This is a genomic window from Methylorubrum zatmanii (genome assembly GCF_014845115.1).
Lineage (GTDB): Bacteria > Pseudomonadota > Alphaproteobacteria > Rhizobiales > Beijerinckiaceae > Methylobacterium > Methylobacterium zatmanii.
Genome location: NZ_NKUI01000108.1, coordinates 1 through 18983, shown reverse-complemented (window position 1 = coordinate 18983; position 18983 = coordinate 1). Strand labels below are relative to the sequence as shown.

Sequence of the window (18983 nt, the reverse complement as noted above, 5' to 3'; positions counted from 1 at the left end):
AGTTTTGGCGATCACCCGCGACGACGTGCTGAAGGCGCTGTCGAGCGTCACGGTGGACCGTGGCGGCACTCCCCTGCCTGGCTCCGGGCGGTTGTCTCAGGTCGTGATCGATTCGGGCAACCGGGTGATGTTCTCGATCCTGATCGATCCGAGCGAGGCCGAACTTTTCGAGCCGGTCCGCCGCGAGGCGGAGGGGCGGGTGCTCGCCCTGCCCGGCGTGTCGAGCGTGCTGGTCAGCCTCACCTCGGAGCGGGCGCAGGGCGCGCCGAATCCGAGCGCCGCGCCGCGCTCAGCGGGTGGCGCTCCCGCCGGTGCTCCCCCGCCGCGCCAGGGCAATGCCCTGCCGGGCGTGCGCCACATCGTGGCCGTGGCCTCGGGCAAGGGCGGCGTCGGCAAGTCCACCACCGCCTGCAACCTCGCCCTCGGCCTGAGCGCGCAGGGCCTGCGGGTCGGCCTGCTCGATGCCGATATCTACGGCCCCTCGGTGCCCAAGCTCCTGGGCCTCTCCGGCAAGCCGCGGGTGATCGAGGGCAAGGTGCTGGAGCCGATGCAGGCCTACGGGCTGAAGGCGATGTCGATCGGTTTCCTGATCGAGCCGGAATCGGCGATGATCTGGCGCGGGCCGATGGTGCAGTCGGCGATCACCCAGATGCTGCGCGACGTGGCCTGGGGCGAACTCGACGTGCTCGTGGTCGACATGCCCCCCGGCACCGGCGATGCCCAGCTCACCATGGCCCAGGCCACCCCGCTCTCGGGCGCGGTGATCGTCTCGACGCCGCAGGATCTGGCCCTGATCGACGCGCGCCGCGGCGTGACCATGTTCCGCAAGGTCTCGGTGCCGATCCTGGGCGTGATCGAGAACATGGCGACCTTCATCTGCCCGAATTGCGGCCACGCTTCCGCGATCTTCGGCCATGGCGGCGCCCGCCACGAGGCCGAGCGGCTCGAGGTTCCCTTCCTCGGCGAGATCCCGCTGACCATGGCGATCCGCGAGACCTCGGATGCCGGCCGCCCGGTGGTGGCGACCGATCCGGATGGGCCGCAGGCCAAGGTCTATCGCGAGATCGCGCAGAAACTCTGGGGCACCCTCACCGGCGCGCCCGCCGGCCGGGCGGCGCCCCGGATCGTCATCGAGTGACGGTGGCCCCAGTCCTCGGGCTGATCCTGGCCGGAGGGCTGTCGCGGCGGATGGGCGGGGGCGACAAGCCCCTGCGCGTCCTCGCCGGCCGCACCCTGCTCGAACGCGTCGCCGAGCGGTTCGGGCCGCAATGCCCGGCCGGGCTGGCGCTCAGCGCCAACGGCGATCCCACGCGCTTCCGTGACGTCTTTTCCGGCCCCGTCCTGCCCGACACCGTTACCGACCATCCCGGTCCGCTCGCCGGCATCCTGGCCGGACTCGAAGCGGCCTCCGCCCGACCGGGCGTGACCCATCTCGTCAGCGTGCCCGGCGATGCACCGTTCCTGCCGCATGACTACGTGGCGCGGCTGGTCTCCGCCGCCGTGACGGAGGGCAGGTCGATCGCCCTCGCGGCGTCCGCCGAGCGGCGCCACTTCACCAGCGCGCTCTGGCCGGTCGGCCTTCGCGACGATCTGCGGCACTGGCTCGGCCGAGGCGAGCGCCGGGTCGGCGGCTTCATCGAGCGGCACGGGGCGGCCGTCGCCTCCTGGCCGGTCGAGCCGGTCGATCCCTTCCTCAACCTCAACGCGCCGGAGGATCTCGCCGCCGCCGAGGCGCTGCTGGCACGGGCCCCCTGAGGCGTTGGCAAAGCGCCGCGCACCCGGCTTCGGATGTTGTGCCGGAGGCCCGGAATTCATATTTAAGTAACTGAAACGACGGCCTTTGGTCGGCCACGGCCTGTCCCATCCTCACCCCTCATCCTGAGGTGCCGGAGCGTCAGCGGAGGCCTCGAAGGATCCTCCAGGGATCGCGTGCGACCTGGAGGATCCTTCGAGGCCCGCGTTCCGCGGGCACCTCAGGATGAGGGCACGGCTGGGAGCGGGGATCCTCGGGATCTCTGAAATCCCTTCGGAACGAACAGACAATCGAGAGAGCGACGTTGGCAGACGACAAGGACGCACCCGGCGCCGGCACGCCCCCGCCCGCCACGGACATCAAGCCCGTCTCCATCACCGACGAGATGCGCCGGTCCTATCTCGATTACGCGATGAGCGTGATCGTGAGCCGCGCGCTGCCCGATGCGCGCGACGGCCTCAAGCCGGTGCATCGGCGCATCCTCTACTCGGCCTTCGAATCCGGCCACCTGCCGGAGCGCAAATACGTCAAGTCGGCCCGCATCGTCGGTGACGTGATCGGTCTCTACCACCCGCACGGCGACCAATCGATCTACGACGCCTTGGTGCGGATGGCGCAGGATTTCTCCATGCGCCTGATGCTCATCGACGGGCAGGGCAATTTCGGCTCGGTCGACGGCGATCCGCCGGCCGCCATGCGCTACACCGAGTCGCGCCTCGCCAAGCCGGCGGTGGCGCTGCTGACCGACATCGACAAGAACACCGTCGATTTCGGACCCAACTACGACGATTCCCGCGAGGAGCCGAAGGTTCTTCCGGCGCGCTTCCCGAACCTGCTGGTCAACGGTGCCGGCGGCATCGCGGTCGGCATGGCCACCAACATCCCGCCGCACAATCTCGGCGAACTGGTGGATGCCTGCGTTGCCCTGATCGACGATCCGAGCCTGACCATCGAGGCGCTCAACGAGATCGTTCCCGGCCCCGACTTCCCGACAGGCGGTCTGATCCTCGGCCGGGCCGGCACAAGGCAGGCCTACAATACCGGCCGCGGCTCGATCATCATGCGCGCCCGCTCGCATGTGGAGGAGCTGCGCAAGGAGCGCGAGGCGCTGATCTTCACCGAGATCCCGTATCAGGTGAACAAGGCGACGCTGATCGAGAAGATCGCCGAGCTGGTGAAGGAGAAGCGGCTCGAAGGCATCTCGGATCTGCGCGACGAGTCCGACCGCGATGGCATGCGCATCGTGGTCGAGCTGAAGCGCGACGCCATCGCCGACGTGGTGCTGAACCAGCTCTACCGCTACACCCCGCTCCAGACCTCGTTCGGCGCCAACATGGTGGCGCTCAACGGCGGGCGCCCCGAGCTGATGAACCTGAAGGACCTGCTCCAGGCCTTCAACGATTTCCGCGAGGAGGTCGTCTCCCGGCGCACCAAGTTCCTGCTGAACAAGGCGCGCGAGCGCGCCCACGTGTTGTGCGGCCTCGCCATCGCGGTCGCCAATATCGACGAGGTGATCCGCCTGATCCGCACCTCGCCGGACCCGAACACCGCCCGCGAGGCGCTGATGGCCCGCGACTGGCCGGCGCACGACATCGCCCCGCTGATCGCGCTGGTGGACGATCCGCGCCACCGGGTCGCCGATGACGGCACCTACCGCCTGTCCGAGACCCAGGCCCGCGCCATCCTCGACCTGCGCCTGCAGCGCCTCACCGCCCTCGGCCGCGACGAGATCGGCGACGAGCTGAAGAAGCTCGCCGACGAGATCGCCGATTATCTCGACATCCTGCGCTCGCGGGCCCGCATCCAGGCCATCGTCAAGAGCGAGCTGGCCGAGGTGCGCGAGCTCTTCGCCACCCCGCGCAAGACCGAGATCATCGATTCCGATTTCAGCGTCGAGGACGAGGATCTGATCGCCCGCGAGGACATGGTCGTCACCGTGTCCCATGCCGGCTACGTCAAGCGCGTGCCTCTCTCGACCTACCGGGCGCAGAAGCGCGGCGGCAAGGGCCGGGCCGGCATGGCGACCCGCGACGAGGATTTCGTCACCCGCCTGTTCGTGGCCTCGACCCACACGCCGGTGCTGTTCTTCTCCGACCAGGGGCAGGCCTACAAGGAGAAGGTCTGGCGTCTGCCGATCGCCGCGCCGAACGCCCGGGGCAAGGCGCTGGTCAACATCCTGCACCTGCAGAACGAGGGCGAGCGCATCTCGACCATCATGCCGCTGCCCGAGGACGAGGCGTCCTGGGAGACGCTCGACGTGATGTTTGCGACCGCCTCCGGCAATGTCCGCCGCAACAAGCTGTCGGACTTCACCACGGTGAACCGCAACGGCAAGATTGCGATGAAGCTCGATCCGGGCGATCACATCGTCCATGTCGAGATCTGCCGGCCCGACCAGAACGTGCTGCTGACCACGGCGCTCGGCCAGTGCATCCGCTTCCCCGTCGAGGATGTGCGCGTGTTCAAGGGCCGCGACTCGACCGGCGTGCGCGGCATCTCGCTCGGCGCCGAGGACCGGGTGATCTCGATGGCGATCCTCAACGCCTTCGACGCGACGCCGGAGGAGCGGGCGGGCTATCTGAAGATGCGCCGCGCGGTGATCGGCGATGGCGAGGCCGAAGGCGATGCGGCGGAGGCCGAGGAAGTTTCGGCCGAGGCCGCGATCACGCTCGAACGCTACAATGAGATGAGCGCCGCCGAGCAATTCGTGCTGACGCTCTCCGAGCGGGGCTTCGGCAAGCGCTCGTCGTCCTACGAGTACCGGACCTCGGGCCGGGGCGGCAAAGGCATCACGGCGATGCGGGTCAATGCCCGCAACGGCCACCTCGTCGCGTCCTTCCCGGTGGAGGCCTCGGATCAGATCATGCTGGTCACCAATGCCGGCCAGCTCATCCGCGTGCCGGTGGACGACATCCGCATCGTCGGCCGCGCCTCGCAGGGCGTGACGGTGTTCAACACCGACAAGGCCGAGCGCGTCGTCTCGGTGGAGCATATCGAGGGCGAGGAAGAGAACGGCGACGAGGTCGTCTGACGGATGGACTGACCCGGCGCCCCGTCATTCCGGGGCGCCGACAAGCGAACCCGGAAATCCACGACTGGCCTCGCGCCAGAGGGCGGCCCCGCATCACGGGTGGGGTCCGGGCTCCGCTCCGCGGCCCCGGAATGACGGGGAGATGAGGTGATCTGCGCCGTCTATCTCTTGGAATGCCAAGCGGGATGGTGCGCTCTATCTCGGTGTCACGAGGGATCTGAGTCGGCGCATCTGGGAGCATCAAACGAAAGCCGTGCCCGGTTTCACGGAGCGCTACGGCGTCAATCGCCTTGTCTGGTACAAGGTTCATGATCGCATCGACGAAGCCATCGCCCGCGAGAAATCTCTCAAGAAATGGCGCCGCGCCTGAAAGATCGCCCTGATCGAAGCGATGAACCCGAATTGGACCGATCTGTATGATCGGTTGAATGCCTGACCGGCGAGTCAAATCTCGTTGTCGCAAATGTGACTATTGCCAGTTCCAATTTTTAAAAACAAATCGGATTAAATCGAATTCGAAATCGTGCTTTCGGAGAATCTCTGATTGACCTCAATGTTGCTATAATACCATATATTTGCCGCCCATCTGTTGGTACCAACGCTCAAACTTCCTCAAATATTTGGGTTTGAGCCTTGCGCAACTCCCTGATCCTCGCCGGTCTCGCGGCCGCCCTCCTCTCGGGAACGGCGCTGGCCGCCGACCTGCCGCGCCGGGCCGAGCCGCCGGTCTTCACGCCGATTCCGGTCTTCGCCTGGACCGGCGCCTATCTCGGTATCAATGCGGGCTATGCCTATACCGAGGGCGACACCCTGCGCACGACCGGCATCGGCGCGCTCCAGGCCAATGTCGTCAACGACCTGCGCCGTCCGGCGGTCGGCCTGCCGCAGGATGGCTTCAGCGTCGGCGGTCAGGGTGGCTACAACTTCCAGCTCACGCCGGGCACCGGCCTCGTCGTCGGCGTCGAGGCGGACGCGCAATACATGGACCTGCAGCGCAGCCGCGCCGAGACGATCTTCCGCCCGGCCTTCAACCCGAACGTGCTGACCAACGTCTACCGCGCCGATCTCGACTTCCTCGGCACCCTGCGCGGCCGCATCGGCTACGCCTTCGACCGCGTGCTGGTCTACGGCACCGGCGGCTTCGCCTACGGCACGGTCTCGCAGAGCGTGACCTTCCAGACCGGTGCTCCGGTCACCTATGCCGGCGCCCGTTCCGGCGTCGAGACCGGCTACGCCTATGGCGGCGGCATCGAGTACGCGCTGCCGACCGACTCGTTCCTGAACGTCTTCAACTCGAGCGCCGTGACCCTCAAGGGCGAGTATCTGCGCTACGATCTCGGCAGCCGCACGCTGTTCGTCGGCACCACGGGCGGGCCCGGAGTCGGCTACAACGTCACGTACCGGACGGAGGGCGCCATCGCCCGCGCCGGCCTGAACTTCAAGTTCGGTTCCTATTGAGAGCAGAAGGTTGGCCGGGCGTTGCTGTCCGGTCCGATCCTTCGAGGCGCGGCCGAACGGCCGTGAGCGGGCGCCCGTCGTGGCGCCCGTTTCCGTCGGTGGCGGTTCCGTTCGCGGGAAAAATGCTCTAGGGCCGTTCCCGTGACGATCCGCACCGCCCTCTATGCCGGCTCCTTCGATCCGGTGACGAACGGCCACCTCGACGTGGTGCGGCAGGCCTGCCGCCTCGTGCCGCGGCTGGTCCTGGCCATCGGCGTGCATCCGGGCAAGGCCCCGCTGTTCTCGGCCGAGGAGCGCGCGGCCCTGCTGAGCGAGACCTGCGGACCGCTCGCGGCGGCGGAGGGCGCTGCTCTCGACGTCGTCACCTTCGACGACCTCGCCGTTTCGGCCGCCCGGCGCTGCGGCGCCAGCCTGTTCATCCGCGGCCTGCGCGACGGCACCGATCTCGATTACGAGATGCAGCTCGCCGGCATGAACGGCGCGATGGCCCCCGAGGTCCAGACCGTGTTCCTGCCCGCCTCCACCGGCGTGCGGCCGATCACCGCGACACTCGTCCGCCAGATCGCGGCCATGGGCGGGGATGTCTCGCCCTTCGTGCCGCCGGTCGTCGCGGCGCGTCTCTCGGCCCGCTTCGCAAAACCCTGACCCCATCGACGGAGTCCAACACCGCATGAATCGCCGCCACGCCGTCTTCGGCCTCGCCCTCGGTGCCGCCTTCTCGGCCGCCCTCTCCGTCTCGGCCCCCGCATGGGCCGGCGAGAACACGGTCTATCTCGACACCAAGGACGGACGGGTCACCATCGAGCTGCGCCCGGAGATTGCCCCGAAGCACGTCAAGCAGATCAAGACGCTGGTCTCCCAGGGCTTCTATGACGGCCTGAAGTTCCACCGCGTGATCGACGGCTTCATGGTCCAGACCGGCGACCCGAAGGGCAACGGCACCGGCGGCTCCAGCCTGCCCAACATCCCCAAGGAATTCTCCTCCGCCCCGTTCAAGCGCGGCACGGTCGGCATGGCCCGCTCGGGCGATCCGAACTCGGCCAACTCGCAGTTCTTCATCTGCATCGGCGATGCGGAGTTCCTGAACAACAACTACACCGTGGTCGGCGTCGTCACCTCCGGCATGGATGTGGTCGACAAGATCAAGAAGGGCTCGAAGGCCGATAACGGCGCCGTGCAGAACCCCGATAAGATCGTGAAGATGACGCTGGCCGGAGGTGGCCAATAGCGGCCCTGGGGATCTGGCGCGGCGCGGCCTGCGCCGCCGCGGTCCTGGCTGCCCTGCTCCGGCCGGGCGGGGCGGATGCGTTCGAGGGCATTGAACCCGGGCGGACCCTGCCGCAGACCTTGCGGGGTACGCAGCATGTGCCGCTGCGGGCGAGCGAGGCGGACCAGCCTCCGGCGGACACGCTGAAGGCCCTCTATCCGGCGCTGGCCGCCTGCTGGAAGGTGCCGGAGGGCCTGGGGCGGTTCGAGCGGGCGGAGATCACGGCGCGCCTGTCGCTGCGCCGGGACGGCTCGGTGATCGGCACGCCGCAGATCACCTTCGCCAAGACGCCGGGCGACACGAGGGCCCGCGACATCCTGGTGCGGGCGACGCTCGATGCGATCGCCCGTTGCACACCGATCAAGGTGACGCCGGCCCTCGGCGGCGCCATTGCGGGGCGCCCCCTGGCGCTGCGCTTCATCTACGACGGACCCAGAGGACAGGGAATTTAACACCATGGCAGAGACGAACGAGACCATCGTCCTGGAGACCACCAAGGGCCGCGTCGTCATCGCGCTGCGCCCCGATCTCGCCCCCAACCACGTGGAGCGGATCAAGACGCTGGCCTCCCAGGGCTTCTATGACGGCGTGCCGTTCCACCGGGTCATCGACGGCTTCATGGCCCAGACCGGCGACCCGACCGGCACCGGCTCCGGCGGCTCGGAGCTGCCCGACCTCAACGCCGAGTTCAACGCCGAGCCGCATGTGCGCGGCACCTGCTCGATGGCGCGCACCAACTTCCCGCACTCGGCCAACTCGCAGTTCTTCATCTGCTTCGCCGATGCCCGCTTCCTCGACCGTCAGTACACGGTGTGGGGCAAGGTGATCGAGGGCATGGACGTGGTCGACACGATCAAGCGCGGTGAGCCCGTGCGCGATCCGGACCGGATCGTGAAGGCGACCGTCGCGGCGGCCTGAAGCCCGTCTCACGGAACTCCCCGGCTGTGAATCGCTCGCTTTTCCGGGCGTATGCGTGCTGCGGGAGTTTCGTGGGATGCTGAGGCGGCTCATCGCTCCTCATCCTGACGAGCCGGGCCAAAGCTCGGCCTCGAAGCAGTCCTGAACGGCCGGTCCTCAGAGTGGGACAGACCTCGTGGCGTGCTTCGAGGCTGCCGCCGCAGCCGCTCGGCATGAGGAGCGTCGTGGACGCCGGAAGGGGCTGCGGCCAAGCCTGTCAGGCCGTTCGCGTCGATCGCATCGGGTCCCGCCGCGCTCCGTCGTCGCGCGCGTCGGCGAAGCGATCAGACGGAGGCCGTATCGGGCCCTGCAGGGTTCAGGGGCTGTCCGCCGGCGGCTCCCGCAGCCCGGCGGCTTCCTCTAGCCACATCAGGATCTCCGGGGCCCGCCAGGGCTTGGGCATGAAGGTCGCGGTGACGCGCAGGTCGCTCGGCTGGTCGCCCGCATCGCCCGAGGTCAGCAGCAGGCGGATGCGCGGCCAGGTCACGCCGATGATCCGCGCCAGTTCGAACCCGCCGATCGTGCCGGGGGTGCGTACGTCGGAGAACACCACGTCGATCCCGTCGCCGCGCTCGCGCAGGATGTCGAGGGCGCGTTCCGCCGTCTCGGCTTCGACGACTTCGAAGCCCTTCTCCTCCAAGAGCTCGGCCGCGAGGTAGCGCTCGTCGGGCTCGTCCTCGACGACGAGGATGACGGGCCGGCGGCCCAGCTGCCGCCCAATGGGTCGTGCGTCGCTCATGACCCGTCACTCATGACCCGCCACCTATGGCCCTGGCACATTTCTGAGCCTGTCGGCAGGACATAGTCCTCGGGTCCCGCGCGACATCCTCCGGCAAAGTCCCCGGCACGGGATACGATAGAACGGTGGTGACAAACGTCTGTCATTCAACGGCAACAGCCGCCGGATTTGTCGCGTCTTTTGGGTGGGCCATGCCAATTTGTGAGGCCGGACACGTCGAGTCCGCGATCCGTGCAGGGCTCTGTGCAGGCATTCGCGGCCGACTCGGCGGTCGAGCGACGGCCTGAAATAAAATCCACATTTTCAATAACGACGGCAACGCTGAAACGGACGATGGATTACGGCTCATGTGTGTTCGTTTTTTGTTCTAGGGAATGTCGCCCGAGGCCCGCCTGCGAACACGGCCAGGGCGCCCGGTTCGATCCGCGCGGGTCGGCGCTGCCGATGCGGGCGCGGAACTTCCGGTAGGAGATTTCGTCAGAACACCGAGCCCCGAGCCGGGTTAGTCCGAGCGGAAGGGAAGCATCCATGATCCTGCGGACGGGTGCGGTCTGGCTCGGGCTCCTCGCCCTCTTCCTACTGTTGGCCGGGCAGATCGGCTGGCACGAGGCGGTGACGGGGGCGGTTGTGGCCGGCTTGGCGACGGCCTGGGCCGTGCGGATCCGCAGGCATGCCGCGCGGCGTTTCGCCTGTTCGCCCGGAACGATGCGCCATGCTGGGCGGGCGCTCGCCGGTCTCGTTCCGGCGACGGCGCGGACCGGGCGGGTGCTGCTGAGGGCAGCCATCACCGGGGCACATCCGGGGCACGCCGCCCGGAGAGGCTTTCCGCGCGGCCAAGAGGATCACCCGGCCGAGGCGGGGCGCCGGGCCTGTGCCGTGCTCCTCGCTTCGCTCGCGCCCGACAGCTTCGTGCTGCGCGCCGATCCCGGCCGCGACGAGGCCCTGATCCACGCCCTCGGCCGACCCGGCCCCGCATCCGATTCGCGTTGGCTGGTATGACCGGGCTCTGGCTTGCGGCAACCCTGGCTCTGCTCCCGCCCTTCGGCCTCGCCGTGCTCGCCTGCGGGCGCGGCGCCCTCGGATTCCGGCTCGTCGCGGTGCAGTTCGCGACGTCCCTCGCCACCTTGCTCCTCGTCGCCCTGAGCTTCGCCCTCGACCAGCCCTCGGTGATCGATCTGGCCCTCACCCTGGCGGTGCTGACGCTGCCCGGCACGCTGCTCTTCGCGGTGTTCCAGGAGCGCTGGCTGTGACCGTGCCGGTCGCGCTCTGCCTCGCGCTGGCGGTCGCCTCCGTCTGGATCGCCGCGCTCGCCCTCTGGCGGCTGCGCACGGCTCTGGAGCGGCTGCACACCGTCACCTTCGTCAACGTCGCCGGGGGCGGCGCCGTGCTGCTCGCCGCCTGGCTCACCGACGGGCTCTCGCCGCGGGCGTTGAAATGCGCCGCGATCTGGCTGGCGACGGTGCTGGTCGGGGCGCTGCTGAGCCACGTCAGCGGCCATGCCCTGCATCTCCGCGACGGGGAGCGGCGATGACCGGGCTCGTTGCCGCGCTCCTGCTGCTCACCGCCCTGTCCGGCCTGCTCGTGGTGCTGGCCCGCGATCCGCGGCGGCAGGTCTTCGCCCTGTCCGGCAACGGCCTCGTGCTCGGCCTGCTGTTCCTCGCGCTCCAGGCGCCCGACGTCGCGCTCTCGGAGATCGCCGTCGGCACCGCGATCACGCCCCTGCTGTTCCTGGCCACGCTCGCGGCCATCGCCATGGACCGTGCCAAGCGATGACCTACGGCGCTGGACCGACCCAAGCGAGGAGGGCCCGATGACGCCGCGCCAGCGCCTCGTCCTGCTCGGGCTCGCGGCCCTGGTCCTGATGCCGGCGGTCATGCGGATCGCCCTCGCCTTGCCCGCCTTCGGCGCGCCGGAGGCGGAGCTGGGGCAGGCCATGAACGCCCTGGTGCCGGGCCTGCGCCACGTCACCAACATGGTCGCGGCGGTGAATTTCGACCTGCGCGGGATCGATACCCTCGGCGAGGAAGGCATGCTGCTCTGCGCCGTCACCGGTACGACGGTGCTGTTGCGGGGCGCGCGGGGCGAGAGCGGTCGCGAGCGTGCCGGCCACCTGCCCGGCCGGCCGGTGACGCCACGGGCCGACGCCACGGTGCTGGTCTGCCGTATCGCCGCGACGCTCACCCTGCTTTTCGGCCTCTCTGTCGCCCTCCACGGCATGACGACGCCCGGCGGCGGCTTCCAGGGCGGCGTGATCGTCGCCTCAGGCCTGTTGCTGCTCTATCTCGGCGAGGGCTACGAGGGCTGGCGGGCGCTGATCCCGCCCCCCGTTCTCGCCGTTCTGGAAGGGGGCGGCGCCGTCCTGTTCGTGCTCTGCGCCGGCCTGCCCCTGCTCGCCGGCCATCCCGCCCTGCAGAACCTGCTGCCGCTGGGCGAGCCGAAGGATCTCTATTCCGGCGGCCTGATGGTGGTGGTGAACGCGGCGGTGGCGCTCTCGGTGACGGGCAGCTTCGGCCTCCTGCTCGTCGAGTTCCTGGAGGAGACGCGGGAGCCCGCCGACGATCCCGTTCCCGAAGACACCCTCCCCGAAGACCCCCTCCCCGATGAGGCGGAGCGATGAGCGCCCTGTCCCTGCTGGATGCCCTGCCCTGGCTGGTCGCCGTCTGGCTCTTCGCCGTCGGGCTCTACGGCATTGCCACCTCGCGCCATTGCGTGCATCTCGTCGGCTGCCTGACCGTATGCCAGTCGGCGACCTATGTGCTGCTGTTGGGGATCGGCTACGTTCGCGGGGCCGGGCCACCGGTCTTCTACGACCACCCGCCCGGCACGCCCGCCGTCGATCCCGTGGTGCAGGCGCTGGTGCTGACCGACATCGTCGTGGGCGCCGCCGTCTCGGCGCTGCTCCTGGCCCTCGCGATCCAAGTGCAGAAGCGCCGCGGCACCCTCGATCCGCAGGCTCTGCGCCCCCTGCGCCCACCGCCCTCCTCCCTCGAATGACGCCCGACGCCCTTCTCCCCGTCGCGGTCCTGCTGCCGCTCGGCGTCGCGACGCTGCTCCTGGCCCTGGCGCACTGGCTGCCGCCGAGGCTGCCGAAGGTCGTCGCGATCCTGACCGCGCTCGCCGTCTGCGGGCTCTGCGCGTTTCTTGCCCGGCACAGCCTCGACGGGCCGGTGCGGCACTGGTTCGCCGGCTGGACGCCGGATGCGGCGCAGCGCCCCGGCATCGTCCTCGGCATCGGCTTCCAGGCCGATCCGGCGAGCGCGGCGCTCGCCGCCTTCTGCGGCCTTCTGTTCACCGCCTCCTTCGTCTTCGCCTGGGGCTATTTCGACACCGAGCACGCGCATTTTCAGGTGCTGATGCTGCTGTTTCTCGCGGCGATGGTCGGCTTCTGCCTGACCCGCGACCTGTTCAACCTGTTCGTCTGGTTCGAGCTGATGAGCGTGGCGGCCTTCGCGCTCACCGCCTACCCTCTCGGCCGCAGCGCCCTGGAGGGGGCCTTCACCTTCACCGTCACCAACGCGCTGGCGAGTTTCCTGATGCTCGCCGGCACCGGCCTGCTCTACGCCCGCACCGGCACCTTCGACTTCGCGACCATGGGGCGGGCGGTGGCCCGGACCGGCTCCGATCCGGTCCTGACCGGCGGCTTCGTGCTGGTGGCCTCGGCCCTGCTCACCAAGGCCGCGATCCTGCCCTTCCATCTCTGGCTCGCCGACGCCCACGCGGTCGCGCCGAGCCCGGTCTCGGTGATCTTCTCGGATGCGATGGTGAGCCTCGCCCTGTTCGGCCTCGCCAAGCTGGTGGCCCAGGTCTTTTCCGGCGAGCCGCAGGTGATGGCGCTGGTGCGCGGCCTCCTGCTCTGGCTCGGCCTCGCCACGGCGCTCGTCGCCGGGCTGACGGCCTTCGCCCAGCGTCATCTCAAGCGGCTGCTCGCCTTCTCGACCATCGCCCATCTCGGCATCATGCTCACCGCGCTCGCCGCCGGGACCGGCACCGCCACGGCCGGGTTGCTGCTCTACGTCGTCGGCCACGGGCTGGTGAAGGGCGCCCTGTTCATGGTGGCCGGCATCCTCTTGGCGCTCCGGCAATCGGCCGACGAGATCGTGCTCTACGGCCAGGGGCGAGGCCTGTGGGCGCCCGCGCTCGCCATGGGCGTCGGCGGCCTCCTGCTCGGCGGGTTGCCGTTCGGGCTGATGCACGGGGCGACGCAGTGGATGGACCTTTCCGCCGCCGTCCCGGCCAAGGCGGTGGTGACGCTGGCGAGCGCTCTCACAGGAGCGGCCGTCCTGCGCGCCGCCGCCCGGATCTTCCTGGGGGCCAGCGGCGTGCCGGGGCCGGAACTGCAGGCGCCGACCGAGCGCGAGCGGGAGAAGGCCGACCGCCCGCTCTGGCTGATGGCCGCGCCGGCCCTGGTCCTCGTCCTCCTCGCGCTGATGCCCGCCGGGCCGGTGACCCCCTTCCTCGGCGCGGCGGCTTCCCGCCTGCGCGATCCATCGCTCCCGCCTCTCACCCTGCCCGAGGCGGAGTTCGGCTCTCTCGTCCCGCTCGGGCTCACCCTCGCCCTGCTCGCCCTCGCCCTCCTGCGCCGCCGGGCCGTGCGGGGCACGGCCCGGGCCGTCACCCGGGCCGAACGCAGGAGCTTCGGCGCGGTGCGGGCGCTGCATAGCGGTCTGGTCGGGGATTACGTCACCTGGATGGCGGTCGGGCTCGCCCTGTTCGCCCTCGCCTGCGCAGCACAGGCCGCAGGCTGACGGGCGCCACAACGACCCGCCCATGCATCGCAGGCCGGGCTCGCCGGGTTCCCAAGCCGACCGGGCATGCGCTCGGCCCCGCAACACCAAAGGTCGGTACAGAGAATGGAATCCTCGCCCCCCGCCCGCGACATCGCCCTCGTCTTCGGAGGCGGCAATGCCCTCGGTGCCTACCATGCCGGCGGCTACGAGGTTCTGCAGGAACGCGGCATCCGGCCGGATTGGGTCGTGGGCGCCTCGGTCGGAGCGATCACGGCGGCGATCGTGGTCGGCAACGCGCCGGAGGACCGGTTGTCCCGCCTCCACCGGTTCTGGAACGAGGCGACCCTGCCCACGGCTCCGGCCGCGCTCGATCTCCTCAAGCCGCGCCAGCACTACAACGCCCTGCACGCCCTGATGACCCTGGTCTACGGGCGGCCGAACATCTTCCGCCACCGCTATCCGGGCCTGTGGTCGGCGCTGCCCTGGATGCCGAACGACGTCGCCCTGTTCGACCATGCCCCCCTGCTGGACACCCTCGCCCGGCTCGTCGATTTCGAGCGGCTGAACCGGGCCGAGACGCGGCTCACCATCGCCTGCGTCGATGTCGCGACCGGCGAGGAGGTCTGCTTCGACAACACCCGCCAGCCCCTGGAGCCCCGGCACATCCTGGCGAGCGCCGCCCTGCTGCCGGCCTTCCCGCCGGTCGAGCTGGACGGCCGGCTGCTCTGCGATGCCGGCTACACCAACAACCTCCCCCTCGACCCGCTGTTCGACCCCGAGCCGGAACGCGATCGGCTCTGCATCGCCCTCGACCTGTTCGCCCTGGAGGCCGATCCGCCCCGCTCCCTCGACGCGGTGCTGGAGCGGGCCAACGACCTGATCTTCGCCAGCGCGTCCCGGCGCACGATCGCCGGTTTGGATCACCTCTATGCCCTGCGCGAGCGGATCGATCCGAACGGGCCGGTGGCGACGCTCCTGCATCTCGTCCACCGCGCCGGAGCCGACCAGCTCGCGGCGAAGAGCTTCGACTTCTCCCCCTCCTCGATCCGCGACCGCTGGGCGGCGGGCCGGCGCGACATGGAGCGGGGGCTGGACCGGCTGGCCTCCCGCTCTCCGACCGGTCGCCGCTTCGTCTACGAATGCCCGTGACCGAGCCTACCGGCCGGGCGAGAGCCGGACTTCCGCCGGCAGCGCGTGCCGCCGCGCCGCCCATGCGAGATAGACCAGGGAGGCCAGGTGCCCGGCCCCCACCGCCGCCGCCGCCCCGCTGACCCCGGCATAGGCCATCAGCGGTGCCGCGAGGGCGACCGACACGACCATGCTGAGGCAGAGCGACTCGAAGACCACACGGGTATTCTGCTTGGCGCGAAAATAATTGGTGGTGAGATCGCGGACCAGCACCACCATCACGCTGAGCGAGAGGACCCGCAGGCAATTGGCATAGATCGCGTAGTCCGGCCCGAAGATCAGTGTCAGCCACGTCTCGCCGGGGATGGAGAGCACCGCCAGGATCGCGGCGATCGGCAGCCCGAGCTTCATCCCGGTCCGTGCCAGATAGGCGCGCAAAGCCGTCTCGCCGCCCTCGGCATAGGCGCGGGCGGCGACCACCGGCAGGACGTTCTCCGTCGCGGAGAGCAGCAGCAGCACGGTGCCGACGAGATATTGCGCCGCCCGCAATCCGCCCAGCGCCTCGAGGCCGAGCGTCGCCCCCGCGACGAGCCAGACGAGCTGTTCCTGAACGAAGGTGACGAACACGACCGGCAGCAGCCAGCGCCCGAGCGGAACGTGCCGACGCAGCACGGTGCCGATCTGCACCGAGCCGGGCCGGCTCAGGATCGGCCGGCCGACCGAGACGATGAGCGGCAGACAGGTGGCGAAGGAGGTCGCGGCCAGGAGCCAGACGAACCCGTTGCCGTCGATGGTCGCGCCGTTCAGCCAGATCGCCCCGGCGACGAGGGGGAAGCTCGCGGCGCGGGCGAAGTCCATGAGCAGGGCCTGCACGCCCCGGCCCTGGGCGAAGCGCAGGCGGCGCAGGGTGAACTGGAGGTTCTGCGCCAGCATCAGGGCGCAGGCCGCCACCAGGGTCTCGCCCGACATCCCGCAGATCATGAGGGCGATCACCACGAAGACCGCGCCCGGCCCCGAGAGCAGGACGGCGCCCACGAGGATGCTGGCGGCATAGGCCTGCGAGACGCCGCTGCGGGCGCCGACGAGGGTCATCATCGGGGCCGTGATCAGGGCGTTGTGCAATGCCTGGGCGAAGGCGAGCACGATCAGGATCATCGCGAAATGGCCGAATTCGGCGATGCCGAGCAGGCGGGCGGCGACGATGCCGCTGGCGAAGCCGAAACCGCTGACGACGCCCTGGTCGGCCAGCGAGACGAGCGCGGCCGGCGGGCGTCGGACGAGCCCGGCGGCGCGCTGACGCAATCCGGCCCGCCGGGAGGGGGCGGCAGCGTGTGGGTCGGGCATCCAGTCTGTCCTGCTCACCGTGCGGCCAGGAAGCCGGTCACGGCCCGGCGCAGCAGCCGGGTCCGGCTGAAGAGCCATAGGGGGTTGGCTGTGACGACATCGCGGCAGAGGCCGCGCTTGAACTCGTAGACGCCGGGATTGCCGAACGGATCGATGCCGCCGAGATCGAGGATGCGGCACCCCTCCTCCCTGGCCCACTCGATCAGGCGCCAGACCGCGAGGCGCCCGGCCCCCGTCGCCTTGGCCCGCTCGTTCGAGGCGACGTAGAAATCGGTCCAGCGTTCCGCCGCGCGGTGGACGATCCGGACCAGGATCGGCTCCCCCCGCTCGCGGACCTCCAGGAACAGCAGATGTGGGTCCGCCGCGGCGAGGTCGCGATAGGCTGCGGTGTCGAGGGTGTTGCGAAAGCCCTTGCGCCGCTTCAGGTCGGCATAGAACCGGCTGAACGTGTCGAAGGCGGCGAGCCGCGCGGCGGGTTCGGTCAGCAAGACGGTGTCGAGATCCGGGTTGGCCTCGGCCGCTCTCAGCACGTCGCGCCAGCGTCCTTCCATCCGGTCGCGCAGCCGGTCCGGCCCCTGTGTGAGGTCGAGTTCCAGCGTGTGCATGCGCGCGGTCACGATCGGCGCGAAGCCGTGGCCGAGCAGGGCCAGCACCGCCTCCGGCCTCTGGAACTGCTGGTAGTTCACCCCGAGCAGATCGAAGCGCCGGAGGCCGAGATGGTCGAGGAAGGCCCGGAACACGGCCTCCGCCCGCGGCGCACCCGCGCGGGTCAGGACCGGGCAACCCTGGGCCAGGACGACATGGCCGAGTCCGCAGCGGCGGCGCTGATACTGCGCATAGGCCAGGGCGTGCCCGTCGCTGCCGAGGACGGCGATGCGCCTGACCTCCCAGCCGACCCGGCGCTTGTACTCGCCCCAACGGCGCGCGGCGTAGATGTTGGCTCCCGGCTGCCGCCAGACCCTCTCGTCCCAATTGGGATCGTCGGTCAGGTCCGTGGCCGTGAGATGACCCAAAACGAGTATCCTTTTGAGGCCGGCCATCCCGGCAGGAGACAGGCCATGCCTCGCTCCAGGCTTGACCGCAAGGGATGAGCCGGGAGCGGAAATTTAATATTGTGGCTGTAGGTTCGATCGATAGCGAAGAGCGGTAGAAATTAATCCCGAGGGGATGCAGCTATTCTTGCGGTATCCGTTGAAGGGGCGCTGAGGTGCGGATGTACGATTGGGTCGAGACGACGGTGCGTGACTCACCCGTTCTGCGCAAGCTCGCCCTCCGGGGCGGTGCCTTGTTCAAGTCCCTGTCCTATGCGGAACCTAGCCTCTACACGCTGTGCTACCACCAGATCCCGGCGGCTCGTCAGGACGATTTCGCCGCGCAACTGCGCCATCTCGCCCGGCACGGGGACTTCATCGACGCCGACAGCGCCGCCGACCGCCTCGCGGCCGGCTGGCGGGGCCGCGACCGCGCTTTCCTCGTCACCTTCGACGACGGCTATGCCAACACTTTCGCGGTGGCGCGACCGGTTCTCAAGGCGCTGAACGTTCCCGGCATCGTCTTCCTCATCAGCGACTGGATCGACGCCCCGCCGGACTTCCCGCCCGGCCTCGACCGCGTGGACGCCCTCCCCGCCAGCGGGCGCCTCTACATGAACCGCGCCGAGATCGCGGCCTGGTGCGACGAGGGGTTCGATGTCGGCTCCCACACCGCCACGCATCCCCGGATGAGCCGGCTCGGCCACGCGCAGGCGGCGGACGAGATCGCCCGCTCGCGCCGCGACCTCGCCGCGCTCACCGGCCGGGAGATCCGGCATTTCGCCTGTCCCTGGGGCGTCGCCGGCCAGGATTTCGACCCGGAGCGGGAGCCGGTCCTCGCCCTGGAGAGCGGCTATTGCACCTTTTTCACCACCCGGCGCGGCCATGCCACCCGCGCGGCGGATCTGCCCCTGATGCCCCGCCACGTCGTCGAGCCGCACTGGCCGGTCTCCGATCTCGAAGCCCTGATGGGGCGCGTGTGGCGGCCGGGGCGCGGGGCCGGAGCGGTGTAGACCGTTTCTTGGGGACTGTTCTGGCCGAGATCGCGCGGCGGCTCGGGCGGGCGTGAGGACAAGGCTTCGAGCCTGTTCCGCGATCCGGTAAGGACGGACAGGCTCGCACGGGCCGGAATCGTTCAGGGGCGTTCAGACATGCAAGCCGGCACGAATCCGTCCGAAAGCGTGTCCGACGGCCGCGACGGCGCGCACCCCGTGGTCGTGGTGACCGGCGCGCTCGCGCCCTACACCCATGTCCTCTACGAGCGCTTGGCCGAGCGGCTGGCGCAGGAGTTCGGCCGGGCGCTGCATGTCCTGTCCTGCACCCCGCGCGAGAGCGCCCGGCAATGGGTGATGCCGCCGCCGCGGCTCTATCGGCACGCGGTGCTGCCGGGCCTGCGCTGGCACCGCTCCTCGGTCCGCAACCTCTACCTCAACCCGGCCGTGGTGCCCCGGCTCGTCTCCCTCGACCCGGCGGCCCTCGTGCTCAACGATTTCTCGCCGACCATGCTGCTCGCCGCCGGGTCGAGGGAGACGAGCCGGGGCACCACGG

21 protein-coding genes and 1 pseudogene are annotated in these 18983 nt (G+C 69.7%); 19 read left to right on the top strand and 3 right to left on the bottom strand.

Features of this window, described 5'->3' with window-relative positions:
* The first annotated feature begins 4 nt into the window (after nt 1-4).
* From MZTS_RS14070 to MZTS_RS14030, 9 genes are all read left to right on the top strand, one after another.
* A complete protein-coding gene (locus tag MZTS_RS14070; RefSeq protein WP_192284309.1) occupies nt 5-1138 on the top strand; it encodes an Mrp/NBP35 family ATP-binding protein in 1134 nt (377 codons plus the stop codon).
* Complete coding sequence (gene mobA, locus MZTS_RS14065) at nt 1135-1755, top strand: molybdenum cofactor guanylyltransferase MobA (protein WP_192284308.1); 621 nt, start codon at nt 1135-1137, stop codon at nt 1753-1755. The genes MZTS_RS14070 and mobA overlap by 4 nt, the downstream gene beginning before the upstream one ends.
* 302 nt (nt 1756-2057) lie before the next feature.
* Nucleotides 2058-4784: a DNA gyrase subunit A gene (gyrA, locus tag MZTS_RS14060; RefSeq protein ID WP_192284307.1), complete on the top strand. Its 2727-nt coding sequence runs from the start codon at nt 2058-2060 to the stop codon at nt 4782-4784.
* A gap of 163 nt (nt 4785-4947) precedes the next feature.
* Nucleotides 4948-5154: a GIY-YIG nuclease family protein gene (locus tag MZTS_RS14055; RefSeq protein WP_343068748.1), complete on the top strand. Its 207-nt coding sequence runs from the start codon at nt 4948-4950 to the stop codon at nt 5152-5154.
* A gap of 263 nt (nt 5155-5417) precedes the next feature.
* Nucleotides 5418-6242 carry an outer membrane protein gene (locus tag MZTS_RS14050; protein WP_192284306.1) on the top strand — a complete coding sequence of 275 codons (825 nt, stop codon included), beginning with the start codon at nt 5418-5420 and terminating at the stop codon, nt 6240-6242.
* Nucleotides 6243-6383: 141 nt separating this feature from the next.
* Nucleotides 6384-6887, top strand: coding sequence for a pantetheine-phosphate adenylyltransferase (gene coaD, locus MZTS_RS14045; RefSeq protein WP_192284305.1), 504 nt, complete (start codon nt 6384-6386; stop codon nt 6885-6887).
* A gap of 25 nt (nt 6888-6912) precedes the next feature.
* Complete coding sequence (locus MZTS_RS14040; protein ID WP_192284304.1) at nt 6913-7470, top strand: peptidylprolyl isomerase; 558 nt, start codon at nt 6913-6915, stop codon at nt 7468-7470.
* Nucleotides 7471-7481: 11 nt separating this feature from the next.
* On the top strand, nt 7482-7961 hold the full coding sequence (locus MZTS_RS14035; RefSeq protein WP_192284330.1) for a hypothetical protein: 480 nt from the start codon (nt 7482-7484) through the stop codon (nt 7959-7961).
* Nucleotides 7962-7965: 4 nt separating this feature from the next.
* Nucleotides 7966-8427, top strand: coding sequence for a peptidylprolyl isomerase (locus MZTS_RS14030; RefSeq protein ID WP_192284303.1), 462 nt, complete (start codon nt 7966-7968; stop codon nt 8425-8427).
* A gap of 355 nt (nt 8428-8782) precedes the next feature.
* Here MZTS_RS14030 and MZTS_RS14025 read toward each other — a convergent pair whose 3' ends face one another.
* Complete coding sequence (locus tag MZTS_RS14025) at nt 8783-9205, bottom strand: response regulator (protein ID WP_192284302.1); 423 nt, start codon at nt 9203-9205, stop codon at nt 8783-8785.
* Nucleotides 9206-9733: 528 nt separating this feature from the next.
* Between MZTS_RS14025 and MZTS_RS14020 the strand changes: the two genes are divergently transcribed.
* The 8 genes from MZTS_RS14020 to MZTS_RS13985 all read left to right on the top strand — a co-directional run bounded on the left by MZTS_RS14020 (nt 9734) and on the right by MZTS_RS13985 (nt 15081).
* Complete coding sequence (locus MZTS_RS14020; RefSeq protein ID WP_192284301.1) at nt 9734-10204, top strand: Na+/H+ antiporter subunit E; 471 nt, start codon at nt 9734-9736, stop codon at nt 10202-10204.
* Entirely contained in the window at nt 10201-10455 is a 255-nt protein-coding gene (locus MZTS_RS14015) for a monovalent cation/H+ antiporter complex subunit F (protein ID WP_192284329.1), read from the top strand. Before MZTS_RS14020 ends, MZTS_RS14015 begins: the two co-directional genes overlap by 4 nt.
* A complete protein-coding gene (locus tag MZTS_RS14010; protein WP_192284300.1) occupies nt 10452-10736 on the top strand; it encodes a monovalent cation/H(+) antiporter subunit G in 285 nt (94 codons plus the stop codon). Before MZTS_RS14015 ends, MZTS_RS14010 begins: the two co-directional genes overlap by 4 nt.
* A complete protein-coding gene (locus tag MZTS_RS14005; protein WP_009865084.1) occupies nt 10733-10978 on the top strand; it encodes a hydrogenase subunit MbhD domain-containing protein in 246 nt (81 codons plus the stop codon). Before MZTS_RS14010 ends, MZTS_RS14005 begins: the two co-directional genes overlap by 4 nt.
* A gap of 37 nt (nt 10979-11015) precedes the next feature.
* Complete coding sequence (locus MZTS_RS14000; protein WP_192284299.1) at nt 11016-11822, top strand: MnhB domain-containing protein; 807 nt, start codon at nt 11016-11018, stop codon at nt 11820-11822.
* A complete protein-coding gene (locus tag MZTS_RS13995) occupies nt 11819-12199 on the top strand; it encodes a sodium:proton antiporter (protein WP_192284298.1) in 381 nt (126 codons plus the stop codon). Before MZTS_RS14000 ends, MZTS_RS13995 begins: the two co-directional genes overlap by 4 nt.
* Entirely contained in the window at nt 12196-13950 is a 1755-nt protein-coding gene (locus MZTS_RS13990; RefSeq protein WP_192284297.1) for a complex I subunit 5 family protein, read from the top strand. The genes MZTS_RS13995 and MZTS_RS13990 overlap by 4 nt, the downstream gene beginning before the upstream one ends.
* A gap of 105 nt (nt 13951-14055) precedes the next feature.
* On the top strand, nt 14056-15081 hold the full coding sequence (locus MZTS_RS13985; protein ID WP_192284296.1) for a patatin-like phospholipase family protein: 1026 nt from the start codon (nt 14056-14058) through the stop codon (nt 15079-15081).
* Nucleotides 15082-15087: 6 nt separating this feature from the next.
* On the opposite strand, the gene MZTS_RS13980 is transcribed toward MZTS_RS13985, so the two are convergent.
* Both MZTS_RS13980 and MZTS_RS13975 read right to left on the bottom strand, forming a co-directional pair.
* Nucleotides 15088-16404 carry a lipid II flippase MurJ gene (locus MZTS_RS13980; protein ID WP_192284295.1) on the bottom strand — a complete coding sequence of 439 codons (1317 nt, stop codon included), beginning with the start codon at nt 16402-16404 and terminating at the stop codon, nt 15088-15090.
* Between the two features lie 14 nt (nt 16405-16418).
* A complete protein-coding gene (locus MZTS_RS13975; protein ID WP_192284294.1) occupies nt 16419-17417 on the bottom strand; it encodes a lipid II:glycine glycyltransferase FemX in 999 nt (332 codons plus the stop codon).
* A gap of 200 nt (nt 17418-17617) precedes the next feature.
* Here MZTS_RS13975 and MZTS_RS13970 point away from each other — a divergent pair, with 200 nt between their 5' ends.
* On the top strand, nt 17618-18448 hold the full coding sequence (locus MZTS_RS13970; RefSeq protein ID WP_192284293.1) for a polysaccharide deacetylase family protein: 831 nt from the start codon (nt 17618-17620) through the stop codon (nt 18446-18448).
* Between the two features lie 168 nt (nt 18449-18616).
* A pseudogene (locus tag MZTS_RS13965) lies at nt 18617-18983 on the top strand (glycosyl transferase family 1); the annotation flags it as partial.

Bases quoted from the DNA above. Each gene is read 5' to 3' on its own strand.
- MZTS_RS14005 (WP_009865084.1), top strand. From the start codon at position 10,733: ATGACCGGGCTCGTTGCCGCGCTCCTGCTGCTCACCGCCCTGTCCGGC.
- MZTS_RS14040 (WP_192284304.1), top strand. From the start codon at position 6,913: ATGAATCGCCGCCACGCCGTCTTCGGCCTCGCCCTCGGTGCCGCCTTC.
- MZTS_RS13985 (WP_192284296.1), top strand. From the start codon at position 14,056: ATGGAATCCTCGCCCCCCGCCCGCGACATCGCCCTCGTCTTCGGAGGC.
- MZTS_RS13970 (WP_192284293.1), top strand. From the start codon at position 17,618: ATGTACGATTGGGTCGAGACGACGGTGCGTGACTCACCCGTTCTGCGC.
- MZTS_RS14025 (WP_192284302.1), bottom strand. From the start codon at position 9,205: ATGAGCGACGCACGACCCATTGGGCGGCAGCTGGGCCGCCGGCCCGTC.
- MZTS_RS13980 (WP_192284295.1), bottom strand. From the start codon at position 16,404: ATGCCCGACCCACACGCTGCCGCCCCCTCCCGGCGGGCCGGATTGCGT.
- MZTS_RS14030 (WP_192284303.1), top strand. From the start codon at position 7,966: ATGGCAGAGACGAACGAGACCATCGTCCTGGAGACCACCAAGGGCCGC.
- MZTS_RS14000 (WP_192284299.1), top strand. From the start codon at position 11,016: ATGACGCCGCGCCAGCGCCTCGTCCTGCTCGGGCTCGCGGCCCTGGTC.
- MZTS_RS14015 (WP_192284329.1), top strand. From the start codon at position 10,201: ATGACCGGGCTCTGGCTTGCGGCAACCCTGGCTCTGCTCCCGCCCTTC.
- MZTS_RS13990 (WP_192284297.1), top strand. From the start codon at position 12,196: ATGACGCCCGACGCCCTTCTCCCCGTCGCGGTCCTGCTGCCGCTCGGC.
- MZTS_RS13995 (WP_192284298.1), top strand. From the start codon at position 11,819: ATGAGCGCCCTGTCCCTGCTGGATGCCCTGCCCTGGCTGGTCGCCGTC.
- MZTS_RS14020 (WP_192284301.1), top strand. From the start codon at position 9,734: ATGATCCTGCGGACGGGTGCGGTCTGGCTCGGGCTCCTCGCCCTCTTC.